The sequence below is a fragment of the Synechococcus sp. BA-120 BA3 genome (genome assembly GCF_034931285.1).
Lineage (GTDB): Bacteria > Cyanobacteriota > Cyanobacteriia > PCC-6307 > Cyanobiaceae > Cyanobium.
The window spans coordinates 1-19,511 of sequence record NZ_JAYGHZ010000009.1 but is presented as its reverse complement, the minus strand read 5'-3'; the positions used below and the strand labels follow the sequence as shown (position 1 = coordinate 19,511).

Below are 19,511 nucleotides of genomic sequence, written 5' to 3'. Positions count from 1 at the left end.
GAGCGGCAGCTGCTGGCCGGGGACGGCGAACCACCCCGCAACCGGCCCGAGCGCGGCGGCCGGACCTGACGGTTCAGCCCTTCCAGCCGGCCAGGTGAGCAGCGGCCCGGGAGCGCACCAGGGAGCGGGCGGCGGCCAGGGCCGGCACCAGGTTGGCGGAGCTGAACGGGGGCAGGGGGCGGCTGCGCAGCCAGGCTCCCCAGCGGAATTCGTGGAAGGGGATCAGGGGGGCCGGATCGATCATGCCCTCCTTCTTCAGCCTCCAGACCAGGGAGCGGTAGGGATCGTCCTGCAGGTGCTCCAGACCCTGGGGCAGGGCCGCGGGGGCCAGGGGACCGTGGCCGCGGCCGTCGTACAGATACAGCCAGCCCCGGGACTGCAGTTCGGCGAGCACGGCTTCGTGCGGGTCGGCCGGCCGATCGAGCACCAGGTAGCCGTAGGCCATGGCGTCGGGATCCAGCTCGATCAGCCCCCGCAGGCGATGGTGGCGGTCGACCATCCAGAGGGCGTCACCGGCGCCGCGCACGAGGGGGACGGGTTTGCCGCGCAGGTAGCGCAGGCGCTGTTCCGCGGTCTCCTGGGAGAAGTCCTGCTGGCGGCTGCGCACCTCCGCCAGACCCACGCACATCTGGGTGGGCCGCAGGTCGGCGATGGCGACGCTGAGCAGGTCCGCCTTCGGACCCGGTGGGGGCAGGGGCCGGTAGGGGGGCAGGTGCAGGCTCATGGGTGCCGGTGGCTGAGCCCCATCCTGACCGCTCCGCGCCGAAGCCCACCCGGGGCTCAGCCCTGGGAATAGGGTCGAGCCAGCCACGGACCTTCATGACCACCGCCGCTGACCGAGCCATCGCTCCGGAGGGACCCCACGGCCCGATCGGTGTGCTGGTCTGTGGCCACGGCAGCCGCAACCGTCTGGCGGTGGCCGAATTCGCCTCCCTGGCCCACCAGCTCCAGCACCACCTCGCGCCGGTGCCCGTCGACCACGGCTACCTGGAGTTCGCCCGGCCGATCCTGCGCGATGGCCTGGACGCCCTGCGCCAGCGCGGGGTCCAGCACGTGCTGGCCGTGCCGGCCATGCTGTTCGCCGCCGGTCACGCCAAGAACGACATCCCCTCGGTGCTCAACACCTACGCCGCCGAGACCGGGCTGCGCATCGACTACGGCCGGGAGCTGGGGGTGGATCTCAAGATGATCCAGGCCGCGGCCGCCCGCATCCGCTCCGCCCTCGAGCGCGCCGACGCCGACGCCCTCGCCGCCGGCCGCAGCCCCGTGCCGCTGCATGACACCCTGCTGGCGGTGGTGGGGCGGGGTTCCTCTGACCCGGATGCCAACTCCAACGTGGCCAAGGTCACCCGGATGCTGGTGGAGGGCTTCGGCTTCGGCTGGGGCGAGACCCTCTATTCCGGCGTCACCTTTCCCCTGGTGGAGCCGGGGCTGCGCCAGGCCGTCAAGCTCGGCTTCCAGCGCATTGTCGTCTTCCCGTACTTCCTGTTCTCCGGGGTGCTGGTGAGCCGGATCCGCCAGCACAGCGAGCGGGTGGCCGTCGACCATCCCGCCCTGGAGCTGGTCCAGGCCGGCTACCTGGGCGACCATCCCCTGGTGCTGGACACCTTCCGGGAGCGGGTCGCCGAGGTGCTGGGGGGCGATGTGGCCATGAACTGCTCGCTCTGCAAGTACCGGGCCCAGGTGCTCGGCTTCGAGCGGGAGGTGGGGGCGCCCCAGCACAGCCACCATCACCATGTCGAGGGTCTGGTGGAGAGCTGCACCCTCTGCGAGCGGGAATGCACCGGGGCGTGCCAGCCCGACGGCGTTCCCGTGCCGCTGGGGGGCACGGGGGCTGGCCATGGTCACGGCCATGAGCACCATCACCACCACCCCGTCTACCCCCATGCGGACCACCCGCTGGGTCCCCGCACCCTGCGGCGGCCGAGCGACTGAAGGACGGAGCCCCTGCACGGAGTCGCCGGCCTCGCCGGTCTCATCTCTGTCTGCGTCCAGAGAGACTGAGTTCTGATCACTTGTTCCGATGGTTCGGGAGTTTCCCCCACCGCGGTGTCGTTTTCCCCCGATTCGGGGCGCTTTTCCACAGATCACGGTCTTCCGGCCGCTTCGCGACGTCCCGACTGGGGAAAGTCATGGATGGCTTGGAACAGCCTTGACAGGATCCGCCGCGATCGGTCCGCCGCTCCCGTGTTTTGCAACACCTCGGCCGCAGCCCAGCCGGGGCCGCGAGTCTCATTCCCCGACGCCGACGGGGTCCCCTGTGAGCCCGTTTTTGACGCCGGCCATCCCCTGTGGCGTACTTGGAGCGAACTCAGCTGAATCCCACCAGCATGGCCATGGATCCTGAGCACCCGGGGTGCGGCGGCCAAGAGGCGAGTGTGAGCCTGGAAGCCGAGGTCCCGGAGGTGCTCTACGCCGGCATGCGGGAATTCATCGACGCCCACCCGCACTGGGACCAGTACAGCGTCATCACCTCCGCCCTGGCCGGCTTCCTGTTCCAGAACGGCTGCCAGGAGCCCGTGGTCTCCCAGCACTACCTCGACGGCCTGTTCCAGAAGCCCTGAGCCCTGGGCGGTTCATGTCGATGGCACCGGCGAGCCAGGCAGGGGGGCCAAAAAAAAGCGGAGGTGCCAACCCCCGCTGATGTTTTCTCCCTTGCCCGACCCTTTGGAGGTCGCCCCGTCATTGTGCGCATCGGCGGCCCGCAAGATTGTGGTGATCGACACCAGCGGCACCCCGCTGTGACGGCTCCCTGACCGGACCGTTCCGTTCAGTGGCGCCGCATCCCGGCGGCGGCGGCGGCACAGGCCCGCCAGGTGATCGCCATCTCGGTGAGGGTGGGGCTCTGCCAGCCGGCGCTGGGCCAGCAGGCCCCATCGGTGACCAGCACGTTGGCGGCCCCCCAGCAGCGGTTCCAGGGGTCGACGACCCCCTCCTCGGGACGCTCGGCCATGCGGGCCCCGCCCAGTTCGTGGATGTAGTAACCCGGCGGCGGCGGCTCCGGACGCACCGCCAGGCTGTTGCGGATCAGGGGTTCGAGCACCGGCAGCACGAACAGCTCCTCGATCGGCCGGATGCGGCCGCCCGCCGCGGCCACCACGGCCGCCATGCGCGCCTGCATGTGGGCCACCATCGCGGCCTCGTTGGTTCCCCAGCGGCAGTCGATGTGGGGGATGGGCAGGTCCCAGGCGTCGGTGCGGGAGGCGTCCAGGCCCACCCGGTTCCCGGCCCGGGGCAGCACCTCCCCATGGCCGATCAGGAAGCCCACCGCCTCCCCGGGCCGGCGCCGCAGCAGGGCGGGGGGATCGAAGCGCTGCAGGGCCGCCCAGATGCCGTAGCCGCGCAGAAAGGTTTCCTGGCTGCCTGCGTCGAGGTTCACGGTGTTGGGGATGAAGCAACTGCCGGCTCCGGAGAGCTCGGCCGGTTCGGCGGGCGCTTCGATCGCGGGGATCGAGAAGAAGCGGCTGGTGGAGATGTGGTCCATCAGGTAGCGGCCCAGGCTGCCCGAGGGGTCGCTGAGGCCGCCGCTGCGCACGGCGTCGCTCGAGTGCAGCAGCAGTCGCACCGTTTCGATCGTGGAGGCGCAGAGCACCACCAGGGGGGCGGCGAGGCGCTCCCGCCGGCCGCTGGCCGCGTCCACCAGCACCACCGCTTCGGCCCGCTGCCGGGCCGGGTCCATCTCCAGATGGCTCACCACCGCGCCGCTGCGCAGCTGCACCCGGCCCGTGGCCAGGGCCCGGGCGAGGCTGCGGCCCTGGGCGCTGGCGGGGGGCCAGGGCGCCGCCGGGGTGGGCCTGTGCAGGCGGAAGCCGCGGGAGTGGATCAGGGGCAGCCCCAGCTCACGGCCGATCGCCGCCTGCAGGTGCGCCTCCCCCGGCGTGAACGGCAGCGGCGGCAGGTATTGCCCGTCCGGCAGCTGGGGCAGGCCGTCCCGCTGGCCATGCACCCCGAGCAGGGTCTCGAGCCGGTCGTAGAAGGGCGCCAGCTCGCTGCTGCCGATCGGCCAGGCGGGGCCATGGCCGTCCCGCCGGGCCGCCTGGAACTCCGCCTCCGAGAGGCGCAGGGTGATGCCGCCCCAGGTGAGGCTCTTGCCGCCCACCTGGCGTCCCCGGGTCCAGAGGAAGGGGGCGTCCGGCGGGGTGCTGTAGGGGTTCTGCCGCTCGTCGACGAACAGCTCGGGGTTGTGCTTCCAGAAGCCCGGATGGTGCCGCTGCAGGCGCTGGCGGCCGCTGCTCAGGTGGGCGAGACGCCGCAGGCTGTTGAGCGGCTCGCTGCCCAGGGCCCGCCGGGCGGAGAGCTCCGGCCCCGCCTCGAGCACCAGCACCCGCAGCCCCGCCTCCGCCAGCACCATGGCAGCCACCGACCCATTGGCCCCTGCCCCCACCACCACGGCATCCCAGGGCAGGTCGTTGCCGGCGGTGGGGGATGGGGCGGCGGACATCGGCAGGCGAACCGGTGCCGGCATCATCGTGGAGCGGGCGGTGAGCAGCAGACCCTCGTGGGCGCCAGCGTCAGCCGTTGAGCAGGCGGCGGATCATCCGCGGGTTCGCACGCAGCGATCTGGCCAGCAGAGAGAAGCCGGACTCCCTGCCCTGGCTGGTCCGGCAGCTGTGCAACACCGTGGCCGACGCCAGGATCATCAGGTCCAGCAGGGTGTGCACGTTCGTCTCGTGCCGATCCAGATCATTCGGGGAGTGCAGGGGCCGGCCACCGGTATCCGGAACCCCATGGACGACGATCAGCTGGTCCTGCCAGAAGTCCCGCGCATACCGGAGACATTGATGGTCATCGGTGCAGACGATCACCTTGTGGGCTGGCGGGACCTGGATGGTCCGGAAGAACGAAACGTAGTCGGTGGTCAGATCCGTGTTCCGAATGTGGATCGCCTCGTAGGTACCCAATTCGCTGAGACGGTTCCGGATCGTGGCCTGCAGCTCGGGCAGGAAACGCAGCTGCCTGAGAGCCTTGATCGAGTAGAGCCCGCCGCCGCACTGCTCATGGACAAGAATCTCTTCGGGATAGCTGGCGCCGAAATCAAAGGACAGTGGCTCCTGCGTCTGTGTGTCGACGAAATTGTTGATCGTCCGGCTATAGACGGTGTCGTAGGTGTCAAGGCGGCCCTGGAGGACACCCGGGAAGCAGGAGCGGCTGGCAAGAGCCTGGGGCGGCCAGCCGAAATCGAAATGACCGTCGCTCTGAAAATAGTCGCTCATGCAGGTATGCAGCCCCGAACGACGGGTGTCGATCCACAGGTCTCTGTTGTGGACCAGCGAGTAGACGCGACACCGATGGATCTGGCAGAGGATGTCGTTGAGCCCGCCACGGGGTCGGCAGAGCAGCAATCTGCGATGGCGCTCTTTCCATGGTCGACGCAGGATGGCCATGGCAACGGCATCCTTTATCTTGTATGGATATGGTATTCGCATGATGACTGTCTCATGATTTCAAGTTAGCAGCCATGGCTTTTGCCAGACATCCTGACGGCGTCCTCTTCTGACAGTCAAAAGGCCTGACCGCAGAACGGCCCGACAGCTGGAATGCCTGATTGTGGGAATGCCACCCCCCTGCGTCCGATGGTGGGAGACGACTCCGTCCCTGCGGCACGGTCGGGACTTTTGCTGAGGCCAACAACAACACGCCAAAAAACAACCCCTCAGCCAAAGGATGGGGGGTTGTTTGGAGACCCTTGGGAGGGTCCCAGGATTTGGTGGCGGGGAGGAGATTTGAACTCCTGACCTTCGGGTTATGAGCCCGACGAGCTACCAGACTGCTCTACCCCGCGTCGCACAAGTGGACGGCGGATGTCCGCGTCGCACCTGAAAAGTGTATCAGGCGATGCCCCCGCCTCAGGGGCGGGCCCCGTCGAAGCGCAGTTCGCCGATCACCTCCAGCCGCAGGTGATCGGCCGGCGCCAGATAGCGCTGGCGCAGCTCCGTCAGGGTGGTGGGGGTGAGCCACTCCAGCTGCTCCAGCAGGTGCAGGGCCACGGCCTGCTTGGCCCGCCGGGCCCCGTCGTCCACCTTGATGGCCACCCCCATGCCCTCGCCCACCCGGCTGAGGCACTGGATGCCCTCCGCGCCCCCCTTGCTCAGCACCTGGCCGTGGGCCAGGCGCATCAGCTCGGTGTCGAACTGCCCATCCCCGGCGATCAGATCCGGGTGGGCCAGCATGGCCCGGCTGAGCCGCTCCAGGTCCGCCTGCTCACCGCCGCCGAGGTGGGCGAACAACAGGGCCATCTGGGCCAGCTGCAGCTGCAGGGTGGGGGCGCCGCAGTCGTCCCGGGCGCTGATCAGCTCGGCCCCCGGCAGCCCCAGCAGCTCACCGACCCGCTTGACCACCGCCTGCTGCAGGGGATGGTCGGCCTGGAGATAGCTCTCGAGCGGCCAGTGCATCTGGCGGCAGGCGGCCAGGAAGGCCGCGTGCTTGCCCGAGCAGTTGTGCTCCAGCGGGCTGCTGGCGCCGGCGGGGGTGGGGCACTGGAGGTCCTCGGTGTCGAGTTCCGCCCCCCAGAGCAGCTTGAACGCCTCCCGGGCATGCAGGGCGGTGCCGGCGTGGGAGGCGCAGGCGATCGCCAGGCCCCGCTCCCCGGCCCCCATCCGGTCGGCGGCGCCGCTGCCCACGAAGACGGTGGCCTGGAAGGGCTTGAGGGCCGAGCGCACGAAGCTCAGCTGCTGGGGGTCGCCGGCGCGCATCAGCACCCGGCCCCGCTGGTCGCAGACCACGGCATGCACCCGGTGCCGGGACTCGACGATGCCGTTGCGCAGCAGGCGGACCTCCAGGGGGGGAATGCCGGGGCGGCCCGGGCCGGCGAAGCTGGAGGACAGGGTCATGGGGATGGGGGAAGGTCCGTGGAGGCCGACCTCAGAGAGCCTGGCAGAGCCCCGACCCGAGCAGCATCAGGGTGATGGCGACGGCGACCGCCTGGCGCAGGCGGCTCAGCACCGGTTGCACCTGGTGGCGGGCCACCAGCAGATCCTGCTGGCGCCAGGTGATCGGTTTCTCCCATACCTGCCCGTCGTACCAGCCCGACTCCTCGTACTCCACCCGCTCGGAGACCAGCCGTTTCTGCACGTAGGTCCAGCCCAGCCACTGCCGCAGCAGCAGGACCATCGGCAGCAGCACGGCGGCGGTGGCCGCGGCGATCACCAGGCGGACGGGGTCGTGGCGCAGCGGAATGCTGCCGCTGGCCACCAGCAGCGCCGGGGGGAAGGAGAGCAGCCAGGCGAGGCCCAGGGCCCGCCACAGCCCCGCCGCTCCGTTGGCGGGCCAGTGGAAGAACCAGGAGCGGCTGAGCTGGTCGTATTCCTGCAGGGGGCGCTGGGCCGGGGGCACCGGACAGGGGGTGTCCTGGCTGGGCAGGCTTGGAACGCCGGCGGCCATCGCTGTGTCCCTCAGCCGCCGACCGGGCCGGAGCCGCCCACCTCGACCGGAGCCGGGACGAAGCGCTCCTGCTCGCCATGGCCCCAGAAGGACTCGAGGTCGTAGTAGCTGCGTTCCTGGGGGGTGAGCACGTGCACGATCAGCTCGCCGTAATCCAGCAGCACCCAGCGGCCCTCGCTCTGTCCCTCGCGCCGCAGGGGCAGGCGGGAGGCGTCGGTGTCGAGCCGGTCTTCGACGGAGCGGGCGATGGCCCGCACCTGCACGTCGCTGAGGCCGCTGCAGATCACGAACCAGTCGGCCAGGGAGGAGACCTCATCCACCCGGATCAGGCGGATGTCGACCGCCTTGCGGTCGTCGCAGGCCTCGGCCGCCAGCAGGGCCAGCTCGCGGCTATCCATAGACGTTCTCGCTGGTGACCGACTGGCGGGAGCCCTGCTGCTGGGCCATCTCGGCCCGGGCCTTGCCGGCGCTCTTGCGCAGGGCCTCCAGCCGGTCTTCGTAGAAGGTGCGGCGCCTCTTCTTGCGGGTCTGCTCCACCAGCTCCTTGAGGGCGCCCCCCAGGCTCTTGTAGGCGTTGGGCAGGCTGTAGCCGAAGCGGCAAGCCAGATCAATGGCCCGTTCGTCGGCCAGGATCGCGTCCTGCAGACGCTTCTCCGAGTTGTTCTTGAGATAGAGGCGGTAGCCGGCGAAGCCGGACAGCCCCAGGGCCATCACCAGCAGCAGACCGTCCTGCACCCACAGCTCGCCGATGGCACCGCCCAGACCGATGGCCAGGGCGGCCATCTCCCAGCCATCCCGGGGGATGGCGTCGTTCTGGATGCGGCCCACCTCGTGCCAGAAGAGCAGGTTGCGGTGGTCGAGGGCCAGGGCGTCCCATTTCTCGAGATCCACCTGGATCTCCACCTCGTCACGGCCGATCTCCTCGATGGTGATCAGGGGGGGATCGACGGAGGCCGCCGCTTCCACGAACACCCAGCTCTGCATCTCAGGGGGCAGCAACCCCTTCAGGCGCTGGAGTTCGCTCATCGGCGGTGTCTCGGGCGAAGGTATCCCGTCAGATTAGCGATTGCCTGCGGTGCCAGCGGCGCCGGCAGGCCGGTCGGGACGGCGACCGTGAGAGGCTGGGCGGGTTTGCCCGATCACCCCCTATGCCCCGCCGCACGGATCTGAGGCGCATCCTGCTGCTGGGGTCGGGACCGATCGTGATCGGCCAGGCCTGCGAGTTCGACTATTCCGGCACCCAGGCCTGCAAGGCCCTGCGGGCCGAGGGCTACGAGGTGGTGCTGGTGAATTCCAATCCGGCCTCGATCATGACCGACCCGGACCTGGCGGATCGCACCTACATCGAGCCCCTGACCCCCGAGGTGGTGGCCCGGGTGATCGAGCTGGAGCGTCCGGATGCCCTGCTGCCCACCATGGGCGGCCAGACCGCCCTCAACCTGGCCGTTGCCCTGGCGGAGAACGGCACCCTGGCCGCCTACGGCGTCGAACTGATCGGTGCCGACCTGGCAGCGATCCGCAAGGCGGAGGACCGGTTGCTGTTCAAGGAGGCGATGGCCCGGATCGGGGTGGCCGTCTGTCCGTCCGGGATCGCCAACGATCTGGAGGAAGCGATCCGCGTCGGTGACGCCATCGGCACCTACCCACGCATTATCCGGCCGGCCTTCACCCTCGGGGGATCGGGCGGCGGCATCGCCTACAACCCGGAGGAATTCCAGGCCTTCTGCAAGAGCGGCCTGGAGGCCAGCCCCGTCTCCCAGATCCTGATCGAGCAATCCCTGCTGGGTTGGAAGGAATTCGAGCTGGAGGTGATGCGCGACACCGCCGACAACGTGGTGATCGTCTGCTCGATCGAGAACCTCGACCCGATGGGAGTCCACACCGGTGATTCGATCACCGTCGCCCCCGCCCAGACCCTCACCGACCGGGAGTACCAGCGGCTGCGCGACCAGTCAATCGCCATCATCCGCGAGATCGGCGTCGACACCGGTGGCAGCAACATCCAGTTCGCCATCAACCCCGACAACGGCGACGTGGTGGTGATCGAGATGAATCCCCGCGTCAGCCGCAGCTCGGCCCTGGCCAGCAAGGCCACCGGCTTCCCGATCGCCAAGATCGCCGCCCGGCTGGCGGTGGGCTACACCCTCGACGAGATCGTCAACGACATCACCGGGGCCACGCCGGCCTGCTTCGAGCCGACGATCGACTACGTCGTCACCAAGATCCCCCGCTTCGCGTTCGAGAAGTTCCGCGGTTCCCCGGCCGTGCTCACCACCTCGATGAAGTCGGTGGGCGAGGCCATGGCCATCGGCCGCAGCTTCGAGGAATCCTTCCAGAAGGCCCTGCGTTCCCTGGAGACGGGCCATGCGGGCTGGGGTTGCGACCGCCCCGACCACCCCCAGGATCCTGCCGATCTGGAGCGGCAGCTGCGCATCCCCTCCCCCGACCGGATCCACGACGTGCGCGCCGCCATGGTGGCCGGCCGCAGCGACGACGAGATCCACCGGCTGAGTGCCATCGACCCCTGGTTTCTGGCCAAGCTGCGCCGCATCCTGACGGTCGAAACCAGCCTGCTGCGGGGCCGTTCCCTCGACGCCATCGACGCCGCCGCCTTCCTGGAGCTCAAGCAGACCGGCTTCTCCGACCGCCAGATCGCCTGGGCCACCGGCAGCGACGAACTCACGGTGCGCCGCCGGCGCCAGCAGCTGGGCGTGCGGGCCGTGTTCAAGACGGTTGACACCTGCGCCGCCGAATTCGCCTCCTCCACCCCTTACCACTACGCCACCTACGAGCGGCCCCTGGAGCGGCTCGAGGCCGACGGCTCCCTCACCGTGCTGGCCCCCGAGGACGAGGTGACCCCCGAGACCCGCCGCAAGGTGATGATTCTGGGGGGCGGGCCCAACCGCATCGGCCAGGGCATCGAGTTCGACTACTGCTGCTGCCACGCCTCCTTCGCCCTGCGCCAGGCCGGGTTCGCCACCGTGATGGTGAACAGCAACCCGGAGACGGTCTCCACCGACTACGACACCAGCGATCGCCTCTACTTCGAGCCCCTCACCCTGGAGGATGTGCTCAACGTCATCGAGGCGGAGAAACCCGAGGGGGTGATCGTCCAGTTCGGCGGCCAGACCCCCCTGAAGCTGGCGATTCCCCTGCTGCGCTGGCTGGAGAGCGAGGAGGGCCGGGCCACCGGCACCCGGCTCTGGGGCACCTCGCCCGAATCGATCGACCGGGCCGAGGACCGGGAGCAGTTCGAGGCGATCCTGCGCCACCTGGACATCCGCCAGCCCCGCAACGGCCTGGCCCGCACCGATGGGGAAGCCCGGGCGGTGGCGGCGGCCGTGGGGTACCCCGTGGTGGTGCGTCCCAGCTACGTGCTCGGCGGCCGGGCGATGGAGGTGGTCTTCGACGAGGAGGAACTCAACCGCTACATGGTGGAGGCGGTCCAGGTGGAGCCCGACCATCCGGTGTTGATCGACCAGTACCTGGAGAACGCCATCGAGGTGGACGTCGATGCCCTCTGCGACCGGGAGGGGACCGTCGTGATCGGTGGCCTGATGGAGCACATCGAACCGGCCGGGATCCATTCGGGCGATTCGGCCTGCGCCCTGCCCTCGGTGTCCCTGGGGCCCGAGGCCCTGGCCACGATCCGTCGCTGGAGCACGGAGCTGGCCCTGGCGCTGGAGGTGCGCGGCCTGATCAACCTGCAGTTCGCCGTGCAGAACGACGGTGCCGGCAACGAGACCGTGTTCATCATCGAGGCCAACCCGCGGGCGTCCCGCACGGTGCCATTCGTGGCCAAGGCCACCGGCGTGCCCCTGGCCAAGATCGCCAGCCAGCTGATGGCCGGCCGCACCCTGACGGAGCTGGGCCTGCTCGCGGAGCCCCGGCCACCCCGGCAGACGGTGAAGGAGGCGGTGCTGCCCTTCAAGCGCTTCCCCGGCGCCGACACCCTGCTGGGGCCGGAGATGCGCTCCACCGGCGAGGTGATGGGGATCGCCGCCAGCTTCGGGCTGGCCTACGCCAAGGCCGAACTCGCCGCCGGTGAACCCCTGCCCACCAGCGGCAGCGTCTTCCTCTCCACCCACGACCGCGACAAGCCCGCCCTGGTGCCGGTGGCCCGCGACCTGCTGGCGGCGGGGTTCACCCTCACCGCCACCAACGGCACCGCCGCCATGCTGACGGCGGCCGGCCTGGCGGTGGAGCCGGTGCTCAAGGTGCACGAGGGCCGGCCCAATATCGAGGATGCGATCCGCTCGGGCCTGGTCCAGCTGGTGGTCAACACACCGGTGGGCCGCCAGGCCGCCCACGACGATCGTTACCTGCGCCTGGCCGCCCTCGACTACGCCGTGCCCACCGTCACCACCATGGCGGCGGCCCGGGCCGCCGTGGAGGCCATCGCCGCCCTGCAGCAGCAGCAGCAGGTGGAGGTGGCGGCCCTGCAGGACATCCACCCGCCCTGGGTAGGGTGATCGCCTGATCGCCCGTGCCCCCGTGACCAGCACCCTGGCCGCCCATCCCGTCGCCCCCGGCTCCGACCTGCGCGAAGCCTTCCGCGCCGCCTACGAGAACCGCTACACCTGGGAGCCGGGCTTCGGCGGCTACGCCGGTCGCTGCGTCTGGGAGCAGGACGACCGGCGCCTCGCGGGCACCTTCCAGGTCGGCGCCGACCTCAAGGCCACCGTGGAGGGCATCGCCGACGAGGAGGTGCACAAGGCGGTCGCCTCCCAGCTGTGGGAGGTGGCGATCCACCGGGTACGGCGCCCCTTCGAGCAGACCCACGGCGCCAACACCTTCACCGCCGGTGACACCGATGCCGTCGGCACCGAGGTGATCATGGGCGGCAAGGCCGAGGGCGACCGTTACCGCATCAAGGACAATGTGGTGACGATGGTGCACCGCCACATCCACGGCACCGTGGTGACGATCTTCACCGAGAGCGTCACCGACACCGGCAGCGGCTACCTCAGCCACACCTACACGAGCCGCTACAGCGACCCCGCCACCGGCGAGGCCCGCGGCGGCACCAGCCGCTTCACCGACACCTTCGTGCCCCTGGCGGGCGCTGGCCCCTGGGTGCTGGGCGAGCGGGTGGTGGAGACGGAGGCCCACGGCGACACACCGGCCGGCCGCCAGGTGTTCCGCTTCGAGGATCTGGCCCCCCTGGGCTGATCCCCGGCGGCCTCAGGCCGGCTCTTCCAGGGTCTGGATCCCCTGCAGCCGTTCGTTCAGCTGCATGGCCATGGCTTGGCGGCCCACCGCCAGCACCTTGAGGGTGTCCTCGTGCATGCGCAGCTGGGCATCGGCCACCTGCATGCCCCGCACCATCTCCTTGACGTCGTCGGGCAGGCCGTTGAGGTCGTAACGCTTGCCCTCGAAGGTCAGCACGGGCGGTTGCTGGCTGGGGGTCTGCAAGGCTCTGGACTCGGTGTGGATACAGCCTAGGTGGCGGGCTTCAGGCCTCCAGGCGGATGAACTGGCGTTCGCAGAGCTCGCGGTAGCGGCCGCCGCTGGCCATCAGCTCGTCGTGGCTGCCCTGCTGGACGATCCGGCCGCCGTCGAGCACCACGATCAGATCCGCCTCCTGCACCGTGGCCAGGCGGTGGGCGATCACCAGCACGGTGCGGCCGGCCATGGCCTGCTGCAGGCCCTGCTGCACGGCCTCCTCCGCCTCCGCATCCAGGGCGCTGGTGGCTTCATCGAGGAGCATCACCGCCGGGTTGCCCAGCACGGCCCGGGCGATCGCCAGGCGCTGCAGCTGGCCGCCGGAGAAGTTGCTGCCCCGCTCCTCGAGGCGGCTGTCATAGGCATCGGGCAGGTTCTCGATGAAGTCGGCCGCGTTGGCCAGCCGCGCGGCCTGGCGGATCTGCTCGCCGCTGGCGGGACGGCCGAAGGCGATCGCCTCGGCCACCGTGCCAGAGAAGACGCTGCTCTGCTGGGGCACCAGGGCCACGGCCCGGCGCAGGTCCCGGGCCCGCAGGTCGGCCAGGTTCTGGCCATCGAGCAGCACCCGGCCGCTCTGGGCCGTGTTGAAGCGCAGCAGCAGGGAGAACAGGGTGCTCTTGCCGGCGCCGGAGGGCCCCACCAGCGCCACCACCTGGCCGGGGCGGATGTGGAGATCGAGCTGGCGCAGCACCGGACTGCCGCTCTGGTAGCCGAAGCTCACCCCGTCCAGCACCAGTTCCCCGGACACGGTCCCCAGGGGCCTGGCCCCGGGGTGGTCGGGCGGCTCGACCGGCTCGTTCTCGATCGCCCGCAGCCGCCGCAGCGAGGCCTGGCCCTGCTGGAACTCGTTGAAGTTGGTGGTGAGGTGGGAGATCGGATCGATCAGCATCAGCAGGGCCGCCACATAGCTGCTGAAGCCCTGGCTGTCGAGGCCGCCGGCCTTGATGCGCGCCGCACCGATCAGCAGCACTGAGAGGATCCCGGCCGCTTCGATGAAGCCCACCACTGGATGCTGCAGCGCCAGCAGCTCCAGGGTGCGGTAGCGGGCGCGGCGGTGCAGGTCGATCTCGGTGTCGAAGCGCTCCTGCAGCCAGGGTTCGGCGGCGAAGGCCCGCACCAGGGGCAGGCCGCCGATCGCCTCGCCCAGCAGGGCCGCCAGGTCGCTCACCTGCTTCTGGCTGCGCTCGGCGGCGGTCATCACCCGGGCCCCGAAGGCGCTCACCATCAGCGCCACCAGCGGCGCCAGCAGCAGGGTGGCCAGGGCCAGGGGCCAGTCCAGCCAGATCATGTAGCCCAGCACCACCACCAGCTGCAGGGCGCTGGGGGTCGTGTCCTGGATCGTCTTGTAGATCACCTCCCCGACCCGGTCGGCGTCCTCGGTGAGCCGGTAGGTGAGATCGCCGGCGGAGAGTTTCTCCAGGGCGCCGAAGTCGAGCCGCTGCAGGCGGGCGAAGAGCTGCCGCCGCAGCTCCTGGCTGACCCGCAGGGCCGGGCCCGCCAGCAGGGTGTCCTGGCCGAACTGGGCGATCTTCTGCACCAGGAACACCGCCAGGGCCGCCGCCACGCTGCGCAGCACCTTGCTGAAGTCGCCGGCGCCGATGGCCGGGATCAGCTGGCCCGCCAGCCAGGCGAGCAGGGGCCAGCAGCCCACGAACACCAGCATGCAGAACCCCCCGAGCAGCAGGGGTCGCCGGTGGGGCTTCAGCAGCGGCCAGAGCCTGCGGAAGCCGGCCGGCGAGGGTGCAAGCATCGACGAACCCTATCAGCGCTCTCCGGGCGCCCCCCGACGGTGAAGCTGGATCAGTTCCTCAAATTCCAGGGCCTCGTCGGCACCGGCGGCGAGGCCAAGCAGCGCATCCAGCGGGGGGACGTGACGGTGAACGGCGCCATCGAGACCCGGCGCGGTCGTCAGCTGGCCCCGGGGGATGCCGTGGCCATCGACGGCCGCGAGGTGCTGATGCTCTCCCCACGGCTGGCCCGCGGGGGGGACGGCGGCCCCACGCCTTAACCTGCCTCGAATGTCGCTGCCGGGAGACCACGTGCGCAAGGCCGTCATCGCAGGCAACTGGAAGATGCACATGACCTGCGCCGAGGCGCGGGCGTTTGCGGCCAGCTTCCGGCCCCTGATCGCCGAACTGCCCGATGACCGAGAGGTGGTGCTGGCCCCGCCGTTCACGGCGATCCCCACCCTCTGCCGTCACCTGGCCGGCGCCGGTGTCGCCATCGCCGCTCAGAACGTCCACTGGGAGGAGAGCGGCGCCTACACCGGCATGATCTCGGCCCCGATGCTGCTGGAGCATGGCGTCACGCACGCGATCGTGGGCCACAGCGAGCCCCGCAAGTACTTCAGCGAAACCGACGAGCAGATCAACCTGCGGGCCCGCACCGCCCAGAAGTCGGGGCTGATCCCGATCCTCTGCGTGGGCGAGAGCGACGACCAGCGTGAGGCCCGCGAGACCGAGCGGGTGATCCACCGCCAGGTGGAGCAGGGGCTGGAGGGCATCGACCCCCTGCGACTGATCGTGGCCTACGAGCCCATCTGGGCGATCGGCACCGGCAAGACCTGCGCCGCCGAGGAGGCCAACCGCATCTGCGGCCTGATCCGCGGCTGGGTGGGCCATCCCGAGGTGGTGGTGCAGTACGGCGGCTCGGTCAACCCCGCCACCATCGACATGCTGATGGCCCAGAGCGACATCGACGGCGTGCTGGTGGGGGGCGCCTCCCTCGATCCGGTCAGCTTTGCCCGCATCGCCAACTACCAGGTGCCGGTGGCGGCCTGAGGCCCGGGCTTCCATTCCGATGGCCTTGAGCCCCGCCGGCCCCGCCGCCGTCCCGGCCGGTTTCCGCTGGGGAGATCGCACCCTGGTGATGGGGGTCCTCAACCTCACCCCCGATTCCTTCAGTGATGGCGGCCGTTACGAGGCCCCCGATGCGGCCCTGCGCCAGGCCCGTGTGCTGCACCGCCAGGGGGCCGACCTGCTCGACCTGGGCGGGCAGAGCACCCGGCCCGGTGCGAGCGAGATCGATGCCGAGGCCGAGATCGCCCGGGTGGTGCCCGCCCTGCGGCGGATCCTGGCCTCCCTGCCGCCGCCGGATGCCGGTGGCCCCCTGCTCTCCATCGACACCTTCCGCGAGGCCCTCGGGGCGATCGAGGCCCTGGAGGGCGTGGAGGCGGTGGCCGCCTGCCTGCGGACGCTCTGATCCGGCACTCAGCCGGCACCGAAGCGGGGCCGGCAGCTCAGCGGCCCTGTCGCAGACGCTGCCGCAGCCGGCGGCTGCAACGCCAGGCGATGGCCACGCCGGCCACGGGCAGGGGACCGGGGACCGAGGCCGGGTCGGGACCCTCACCGACCGGACCCTGCTCGCCGGGACCGTCGCCGCCTTCACCGGTCTGCTCGCTGGGCCCGTTCCCGGGCTGCTCGCCGGAGGGGGCTGCCGCGGCCGGGGGAAGCAGGGCCGTCTCGAACACGCCGTCCCCGCCGTCAGGGCCGGGGGTCTCCTCGGCGGGCTCGGCCGTCAGGACGAGCATGGGCCCGGGGGAGGGGGCATCAGCCGTGACGGGGGAGTCGCCGATCCGGAAGGGAACGGAGGTGCCGGTGGCCCCGTCGAAGACGTTGTCGAAGAGCGTGCCTGCCTGCCAGGTCAGCTGCAGCGGCGGGGTCGACGCCGTTCCGGCCCACCGGAAGGCCAGGGGATTCGTCAGGCGGAAGCCGCCGCGGCCGGAAACGGCGCCGGATCGGGCCAGGAAGTAGCCCGACGGCACGACGAAGCCGTCGATGAGGGTGGCCGTCCCGTCGGAGGGGCTGGAACTGGAACCGGAGCTGAGCTGGAAGGCCGGCACGACCACGCCGGTGGCCGGGTTGCTCAAGGTGAGGCCACCGACGCCGATCAGGACCTCGGGATCCGGCCCAAAACCGGGAACCAGCAGCTCGCGCAGCTCCTGAAGCTCGGTCAGGGCATCGTGCCCAAGGTTGCCACCCGCCGGGGCTGCCGTGCTGGCGATCAGGCAGCTGAGCAGGACCAGGGGGGGATAGAGATGGACGGAAGGGCGGAAACGCCTCAGTCCGAGGGCACCGAACCCAAGGAAGCGCAACATGAACAACCAGTAATGTCTCAGCACTTTATCAGCCAACCTTCAGGTTTGCCTGGTGTCTGCTTAAGTCGGCAGGCCGGGGCGGTCCCAGGCAGCGGCCTGCGGGCCCCTGACGGCACCGGTGGAGCCCCCTAAGGTCTGGGCCGCTGGCCAGCTCTCGCCCCCCTGTCCAGCCCGGACCACGGATGCCTGACCACACCCCCAGCCGCGAGGAGACGATCGCCGGCTTCAGCCGCCTGTTCGCCTGGAGCGGCGCCGGCCTGCTGCTGGTGTTCATGGCCTTCGTCCTGGTCGACTCCCTGCCCGTCCAGCTCCTCAATCCCTCCTGGCAGCTGCGGTTCACCAACCGCATGGTCAACACTGCGCTGCTGGCCCTGCTGGGGTTCCTGCTGCTGCACCTCGGGCTCTTCATCGAGCCCACCAACGGCTTCCTGCGGGCGAAGCTGGCCATCGCCCGCCAGTGGGCCATCGTGGCGGTGTTCGCCTTCCTGCTGCTGGTGCCCCTGCAGGGCTTCGCCACCTGGCGCGTCCTCTCCCAGGCGAAGGGCGCCCAGGCGATGCAGCGCACGGTGCTCGACGAACGGGTGACCCGGATCCGCCAGGCCATCGAGGCCGCCACCAGCCCGGAGGACCTGCAGGCCCGCTTCTCCCGGCTCCAGGCCCCCCGGCCCCAGCTGCCCCCGGCAGCCCTCAGCCTGCCCCTGAACGAACTGAAGCGCAGCCTGCTCGAGGAGCTCCAGAAGACGGAGAGCCGCGCCTCCGGCCGGATCAGCGGGCCCGCCCCCACCGACGTCTGGGCCCTGGGCCAGGGGGTGGCGCGGGTGAGCATCGCCTCGGTGGGTTTCGCCGCGGCCTTCGCCGCCGGCGCCCAGCGGCCTCGCGCCTCCCTCACCCTGCTCCAGCAGCTGCTCCGGCAGCTGGAGATCCTGCGGGGGCGTCGGCCCAGGAGCCACCGACGAACCCCCTGAGCTCCGCCCCCCTGAGTTCGGCCGTCGGGACCGCGCTGGACAGGCCGCTTGAATGGGCGCCACCGGATCGCAAGGTCTTGCCGACGACCAGGGGGAGAACAGGACGCGGGCCGGCCGCGACGGCCACCGCCCTCGCCACCCTGCTGCTGGCCCTGCCGCTGCTGGCGGGCTGTCAGCCAGCGGCATCCCGCCGGTCCCTGGTGGTGGCGACCAAGAGCCGCATCGATTCCCTCGATCCGGTCCAGGCCTCCCGGATCGGGGTGATGCAGGTGCTCAGCGGCCTGGGGGACCCCCTGTATGCCATCGACGCCAGCGGCCGCATCGAGCCGCGGCTGGCCACGGCCCTGCCGGTGCTGAGCCCCGACGGGCTGCGGGCCCGCATCCCCCTGCGCCGGGGGGTGCTGTTCCACGACGGCACCCGCTTCGATGCCGCCGCCATGGCCTTCTCCCTGCGACGCTTCATGGCGATCGGCACCCTCGGTTACCAGCTGAGCGAACGGGTCGAGAGCGTGCGGGTCATCGGGCCCCATGAGATCGAGCTGGTGCTGAAGCGCCCCTTCAGTCCCCTGCCGCGGCTGCTCAGCGCCATCTTCCTGACCCCGGTCTCCCCCACCGCCTACCGGCAGCACCGCGACAAGCCCCTGAACGATCGCTTCGTGGGCACGGGCCCCTACGCCCTGGCCTTCTTCGGCGGCCAGCAGCAGCGGCTCGTGCCCTGGTCCCGCTACTGGGGCCGGCGGCCCGCCAACGGGGGCATCGACCTGGTCACCCTGAGCAACTCCACCGCCCTGTTCGGGGCCCTGCGCAGCGGCGAAGTGGACCTGCTGCTCAGCACCGGCCTCGAGATCGACCACCAGCAGGCCCTGAAGCGGGACGCGGCGGCCGGCCGCCTGCGGCAGGCCATCGGCCCCTCCCAGGAGATCAGCCTGGTGTCGCTGCTGACCGACCAGCCACCGCTCAACCGGCCCGGCCTGCGCCAGGCCGTGGCCCGCAGCCTCGATCGGGCCACCATCGTGCGGCGGGTGACCCTGGGCCTGCGCTCCCCCCAGCGGCAGCTGGTCCCCCCCGACCTGCCGGGCTCCGACCCCAACGCCTGGCCGGCCTACGACCCCGCCGGGGCCCGGGCCCTCTACCGCCAGGCCGGGTACTGCGGCGGCCGGGTGCTGACCCTGCCGTTCACCTACCGCTCCGACATTCCCACCGACCGGCTGTTCGCCCTCACCTGGCAGGCCCAGCTGCGCCGGGACCTGGGCGACTGCGTGAAGCTCGAGGTGAGCGGCATGGAGTCGACCACCGCCTACTCCCAGCTCGACAAAGGCGCCCTGACGATGCTCTTCTACGACTGGATCGGCGATTACCCCGATGCGGAGAACTTCCTGATGCCGCTGCTGTCCTGCAGCAAGTCCGAGGGGAACCGCTGCCTGGAGGGCAACAGCGTCCTGGGAGGCACCTTCTGGACCGCCCCGGGGCTGGAGGAGGAGCTGCAGCGCAGCAGCCAGCTGGACGGCCCCGGGCGGATCGCCCTGCTGGTGGCCATCCAGCGCCGGGTCGCCGCCGCCAGCCCCTACGTGCCGGTGTGGCTGAGCGCGCCGGTGGCCTGGGGGCAGCCGGGCGTCAGCCGGCCC

The 19,511-nt window shown here is 70.7% G+C and carries 19 protein-coding genes and 1 tRNA gene; 9 read left to right on the top strand and 11 right to left on the bottom strand.

Going from position 1 to position 19,511, the window contains the following annotated elements; genetic code table 11:
• Positions 1-73 precede the first annotated feature (73 nt).
• Positions 74-724, bottom strand: coding sequence for a ParB-like protein (locus VB737_RS01080; protein ID WP_500310408.1), 651 nt, complete (start codon positions 722-724; stop codon positions 74-76).
• A gap of 95 nt (positions 725-819) precedes the next feature.
• Here VB737_RS01080 and VB737_RS01075 point away from each other — a divergent pair, with 95 nt between their 5' ends.
• Together VB737_RS01075 and VB737_RS01070 are read left to right on the top strand one after the other, a co-directional pair.
• On the top strand, positions 820-1,935 hold the full coding sequence (locus tag VB737_RS01075; RefSeq protein ID WP_500310406.1) for a sirohydrochlorin chelatase: 1,116 nt from the start codon (positions 820-822) through the stop codon (positions 1,933-1,935).
• Positions 1,936-2,330: 395 nt separating this feature from the next.
• Entirely contained in the window at positions 2,331-2,564 is a 234-nt protein-coding gene (locus VB737_RS01070; RefSeq protein ID WP_323306536.1) for a DUF2811 domain-containing protein, read from the top strand.
• A gap of 206 nt (positions 2,565-2,770) precedes the next feature.
• Here the strand turns inward: VB737_RS01070 and VB737_RS01065 are convergent, their stop codons facing one another.
• The 7 genes from VB737_RS01065 to VB737_RS01035 form a co-directional block, all read right to left on the bottom strand.
• Positions 2,771-4,441 (bottom strand): GMC oxidoreductase, encoded by a 1,671-nt coding sequence (locus tag VB737_RS01065; RefSeq protein ID WP_500310404.1) that lies wholly within the window; start codon positions 4,439-4,441, stop codon positions 2,771-2,773.
• Between the two features lie 70 nt (positions 4,442-4,511).
• Positions 4,512-5,384: a hypothetical protein gene (locus VB737_RS01060; RefSeq protein ID WP_500310402.1), complete on the bottom strand. Its 873-nt coding sequence runs from the start codon at positions 5,382-5,384 to the stop codon at positions 4,512-4,514.
• A 321-nt stretch (positions 5,385-5,705) separates the two neighbouring features.
• Positions 5,706-5,782: transfer RNA gene (locus tag VB737_RS01055), tRNA-Met, on the bottom strand.
• Positions 5,783-5,846: 64 nt separating this feature from the next.
• Entirely contained in the window at positions 5,847-6,830 is a 984-nt protein-coding gene (locus tag VB737_RS01050) for an asparaginase (protein WP_500310400.1), read from the bottom strand.
• A 31-nt stretch (positions 6,831-6,861) separates the two neighbouring features.
• Complete coding sequence (locus VB737_RS01045) at positions 6,862-7,380, bottom strand: CGLD27 family protein (RefSeq protein ID WP_500310398.1); 519 nt, start codon at positions 7,378-7,380, stop codon at positions 6,862-6,864.
• 11 nt (positions 7,381-7,391) lie between these two features.
• Complete coding sequence (gene rsfS, locus VB737_RS01040) at positions 7,392-7,778, bottom strand: ribosome silencing factor (RefSeq protein WP_500310396.1); 387 nt, start codon at positions 7,776-7,778, stop codon at positions 7,392-7,394.
• Positions 7,771-8,406 (bottom strand): DUF3318 domain-containing protein, encoded by a 636-nt coding sequence (locus VB737_RS01035; RefSeq protein WP_015108460.1) that lies wholly within the window; start codon positions 8,404-8,406, stop codon positions 7,771-7,773. Before VB737_RS01035 ends, rsfS begins: the two co-directional genes overlap by 8 nt.
• A gap of 122 nt (positions 8,407-8,528) precedes the next feature.
• Here VB737_RS01035 and carB point away from each other — a divergent pair, with 122 nt between their 5' ends.
• Both carB and VB737_RS01025 read left to right on the top strand, forming a co-directional pair.
• Entirely contained in the window at positions 8,529-11,852 is a 3,324-nt protein-coding gene (carB, locus tag VB737_RS01030; RefSeq protein WP_500310393.1) for a carbamoyl-phosphate synthase large subunit, read from the top strand.
• A 22-nt stretch (positions 11,853-11,874) separates the two neighbouring features.
• Positions 11,875-12,552 (top strand): DUF3386 domain-containing protein, encoded by a 678-nt coding sequence (locus VB737_RS01025; protein WP_500310391.1) that lies wholly within the window; start codon positions 11,875-11,877, stop codon positions 12,550-12,552.
• 12 nt (positions 12,553-12,564) lie between these two features.
• Here the strand turns inward: VB737_RS01025 and VB737_RS01020 are convergent, their stop codons facing one another.
• Complete coding sequence (locus tag VB737_RS01020) at positions 12,565-12,795, bottom strand: DUF6447 family protein (protein WP_500310389.1); 231 nt, start codon at positions 12,793-12,795, stop codon at positions 12,565-12,567.
• 40 nt (positions 12,796-12,835) lie between these two features.
• Positions 12,836-14,575 (bottom strand): ABC transporter ATP-binding protein, encoded by a 1,740-nt coding sequence (locus VB737_RS01015; protein WP_500310387.1) that lies wholly within the window; start codon positions 14,573-14,575, stop codon positions 12,836-12,838.
• A gap of 39 nt (positions 14,576-14,614) precedes the next feature.
• On the opposite strand from VB737_RS01015, the gene VB737_RS01010 reads away from it, so the two are divergent.
• Genes VB737_RS01010 through VB737_RS01000 form a run of 3 tightly spaced genes read left to right on the top strand, consistent with a single transcriptional unit; the run spans position 14,615 to position 16,026 of the window.
• Positions 14,615-14,833, top strand: a complete 219-nt coding sequence (locus tag VB737_RS01010) for an RNA-binding S4 domain-containing protein (RefSeq protein WP_500310385.1) — start codon at positions 14,615-14,617, stop codon at positions 14,831-14,833.
• 10 nt (positions 14,834-14,843) lie between these two features.
• Positions 14,844-15,605 carry a triose-phosphate isomerase gene (gene tpiA / locus VB737_RS01005; RefSeq protein ID WP_500310383.1) on the top strand — a complete coding sequence of 254 codons (762 nt, stop codon included), beginning with the start codon at positions 14,844-14,846 and terminating at the stop codon, positions 15,603-15,605.
• A 19-nt stretch (positions 15,606-15,624) separates the two neighbouring features.
• A complete protein-coding gene (locus VB737_RS01000; RefSeq protein WP_500310380.1) occupies positions 15,625-16,026 on the top strand; it encodes a dihydropteroate synthase in 402 nt (133 codons plus the stop codon).
• A gap of 37 nt (positions 16,027-16,063) precedes the next feature.
• Here the strand turns inward: VB737_RS01000 and VB737_RS00995 are convergent, their stop codons facing one another.
• The gene (locus VB737_RS00995; protein WP_500310378.1) at positions 16,064-16,921 is read right to left on the bottom strand and encodes a hypothetical protein; all 858 of its coding nucleotides are present in this window, start codon (positions 16,919-16,921) and stop codon (positions 16,064-16,066) included.
• A gap of 182 nt (positions 16,922-17,103) precedes the next feature.
• On the opposite strand from VB737_RS00995, the gene VB737_RS00990 reads away from it, so the two are divergent.
• A complete protein-coding gene (locus VB737_RS00990) occupies positions 17,104-17,886 on the top strand; it encodes a hypothetical protein (RefSeq protein WP_500310376.1) in 783 nt (260 codons plus the stop codon).
• Positions 17,887-17,963: 77 nt separating this feature from the next.
• Positions 17,964-19,511, top strand: a 1,548-nt coding sequence (locus VB737_RS00985; RefSeq protein ID WP_500310374.1) for an ABC transporter substrate-binding protein, incomplete at its 3' end; no start/stop codon positions are given.

Coding starts and splice junctions, on each gene's coding strand:
- VB737_RS01080 (WP_500310408.1), bottom strand. CDS start 724: ATGAGCCTGCACCTGCCCCCCTACCGGCCCCTGCCCCCACCGGGTCCG.
- VB737_RS01075 (WP_500310406.1), top strand. CDS start 820: ATGACCACCGCCGCTGACCGAGCCATCGCTCCGGAGGGACCCCACGGC.
- VB737_RS01070 (WP_323306536.1), top strand. CDS start 2,331: ATGGCCATGGATCCTGAGCACCCGGGGTGCGGCGGCCAAGAGGCGAGT.
- VB737_RS01065 (WP_500310404.1), bottom strand. CDS start 4,441: ATGTCCGCCGCCCCATCCCCCACCGCCGGCAACGACCTGCCCTGGGAT.
- VB737_RS01060 (WP_500310402.1), bottom strand. CDS start 5,384: ATGGCCATCCTGCGTCGACCATGGAAAGAGCGCCATCGCAGATTGCTG.
- VB737_RS01050 (WP_500310400.1), bottom strand. CDS start 6,830: ATGACCCTGTCCTCCAGCTTCGCCGGCCCGGGCCGCCCCGGCATTCCC.
- VB737_RS01045 (WP_500310398.1), bottom strand. CDS start 7,380: ATGGCCGCCGGCGTTCCAAGCCTGCCCAGCCAGGACACCCCCTGTCCG.
- rsfS (WP_500310396.1), bottom strand. CDS start 7,778: ATGGATAGCCGCGAGCTGGCCCTGCTGGCGGCCGAGGCCTGCGACGAC.
- VB737_RS01035 (WP_015108460.1), bottom strand. CDS start 8,406: ATGAGCGAACTCCAGCGCCTGAAGGGGTTGCTGCCCCCTGAGATGCAG.
- carB (WP_500310393.1), top strand. CDS start 8,529: ATGCCCCGCCGCACGGATCTGAGGCGCATCCTGCTGCTGGGGTCGGGA.
- VB737_RS01015 (WP_500310387.1), bottom strand. CDS start 14,575: ATGCTTGCACCCTCGCCGGCCGGCTTCCGCAGGCTCTGGCCGCTGCTG.
- tpiA (WP_500310383.1), top strand. CDS start 14,844: ATGTCGCTGCCGGGAGACCACGTGCGCAAGGCCGTCATCGCAGGCAAC.
- VB737_RS01000 (WP_500310380.1), top strand. CDS start 15,625: ATGGCCTTGAGCCCCGCCGGCCCCGCCGCCGTCCCGGCCGGTTTCCGC.
- VB737_RS00995 (WP_500310378.1), bottom strand. CDS start 16,921: ATGTTGCGCTTCCTTGGGTTCGGTGCCCTCGGACTGAGGCGTTTCCGC.
- VB737_RS00990 (WP_500310376.1), top strand. CDS start 17,104: ATGCCTGACCACACCCCCAGCCGCGAGGAGACGATCGCCGGCTTCAGC.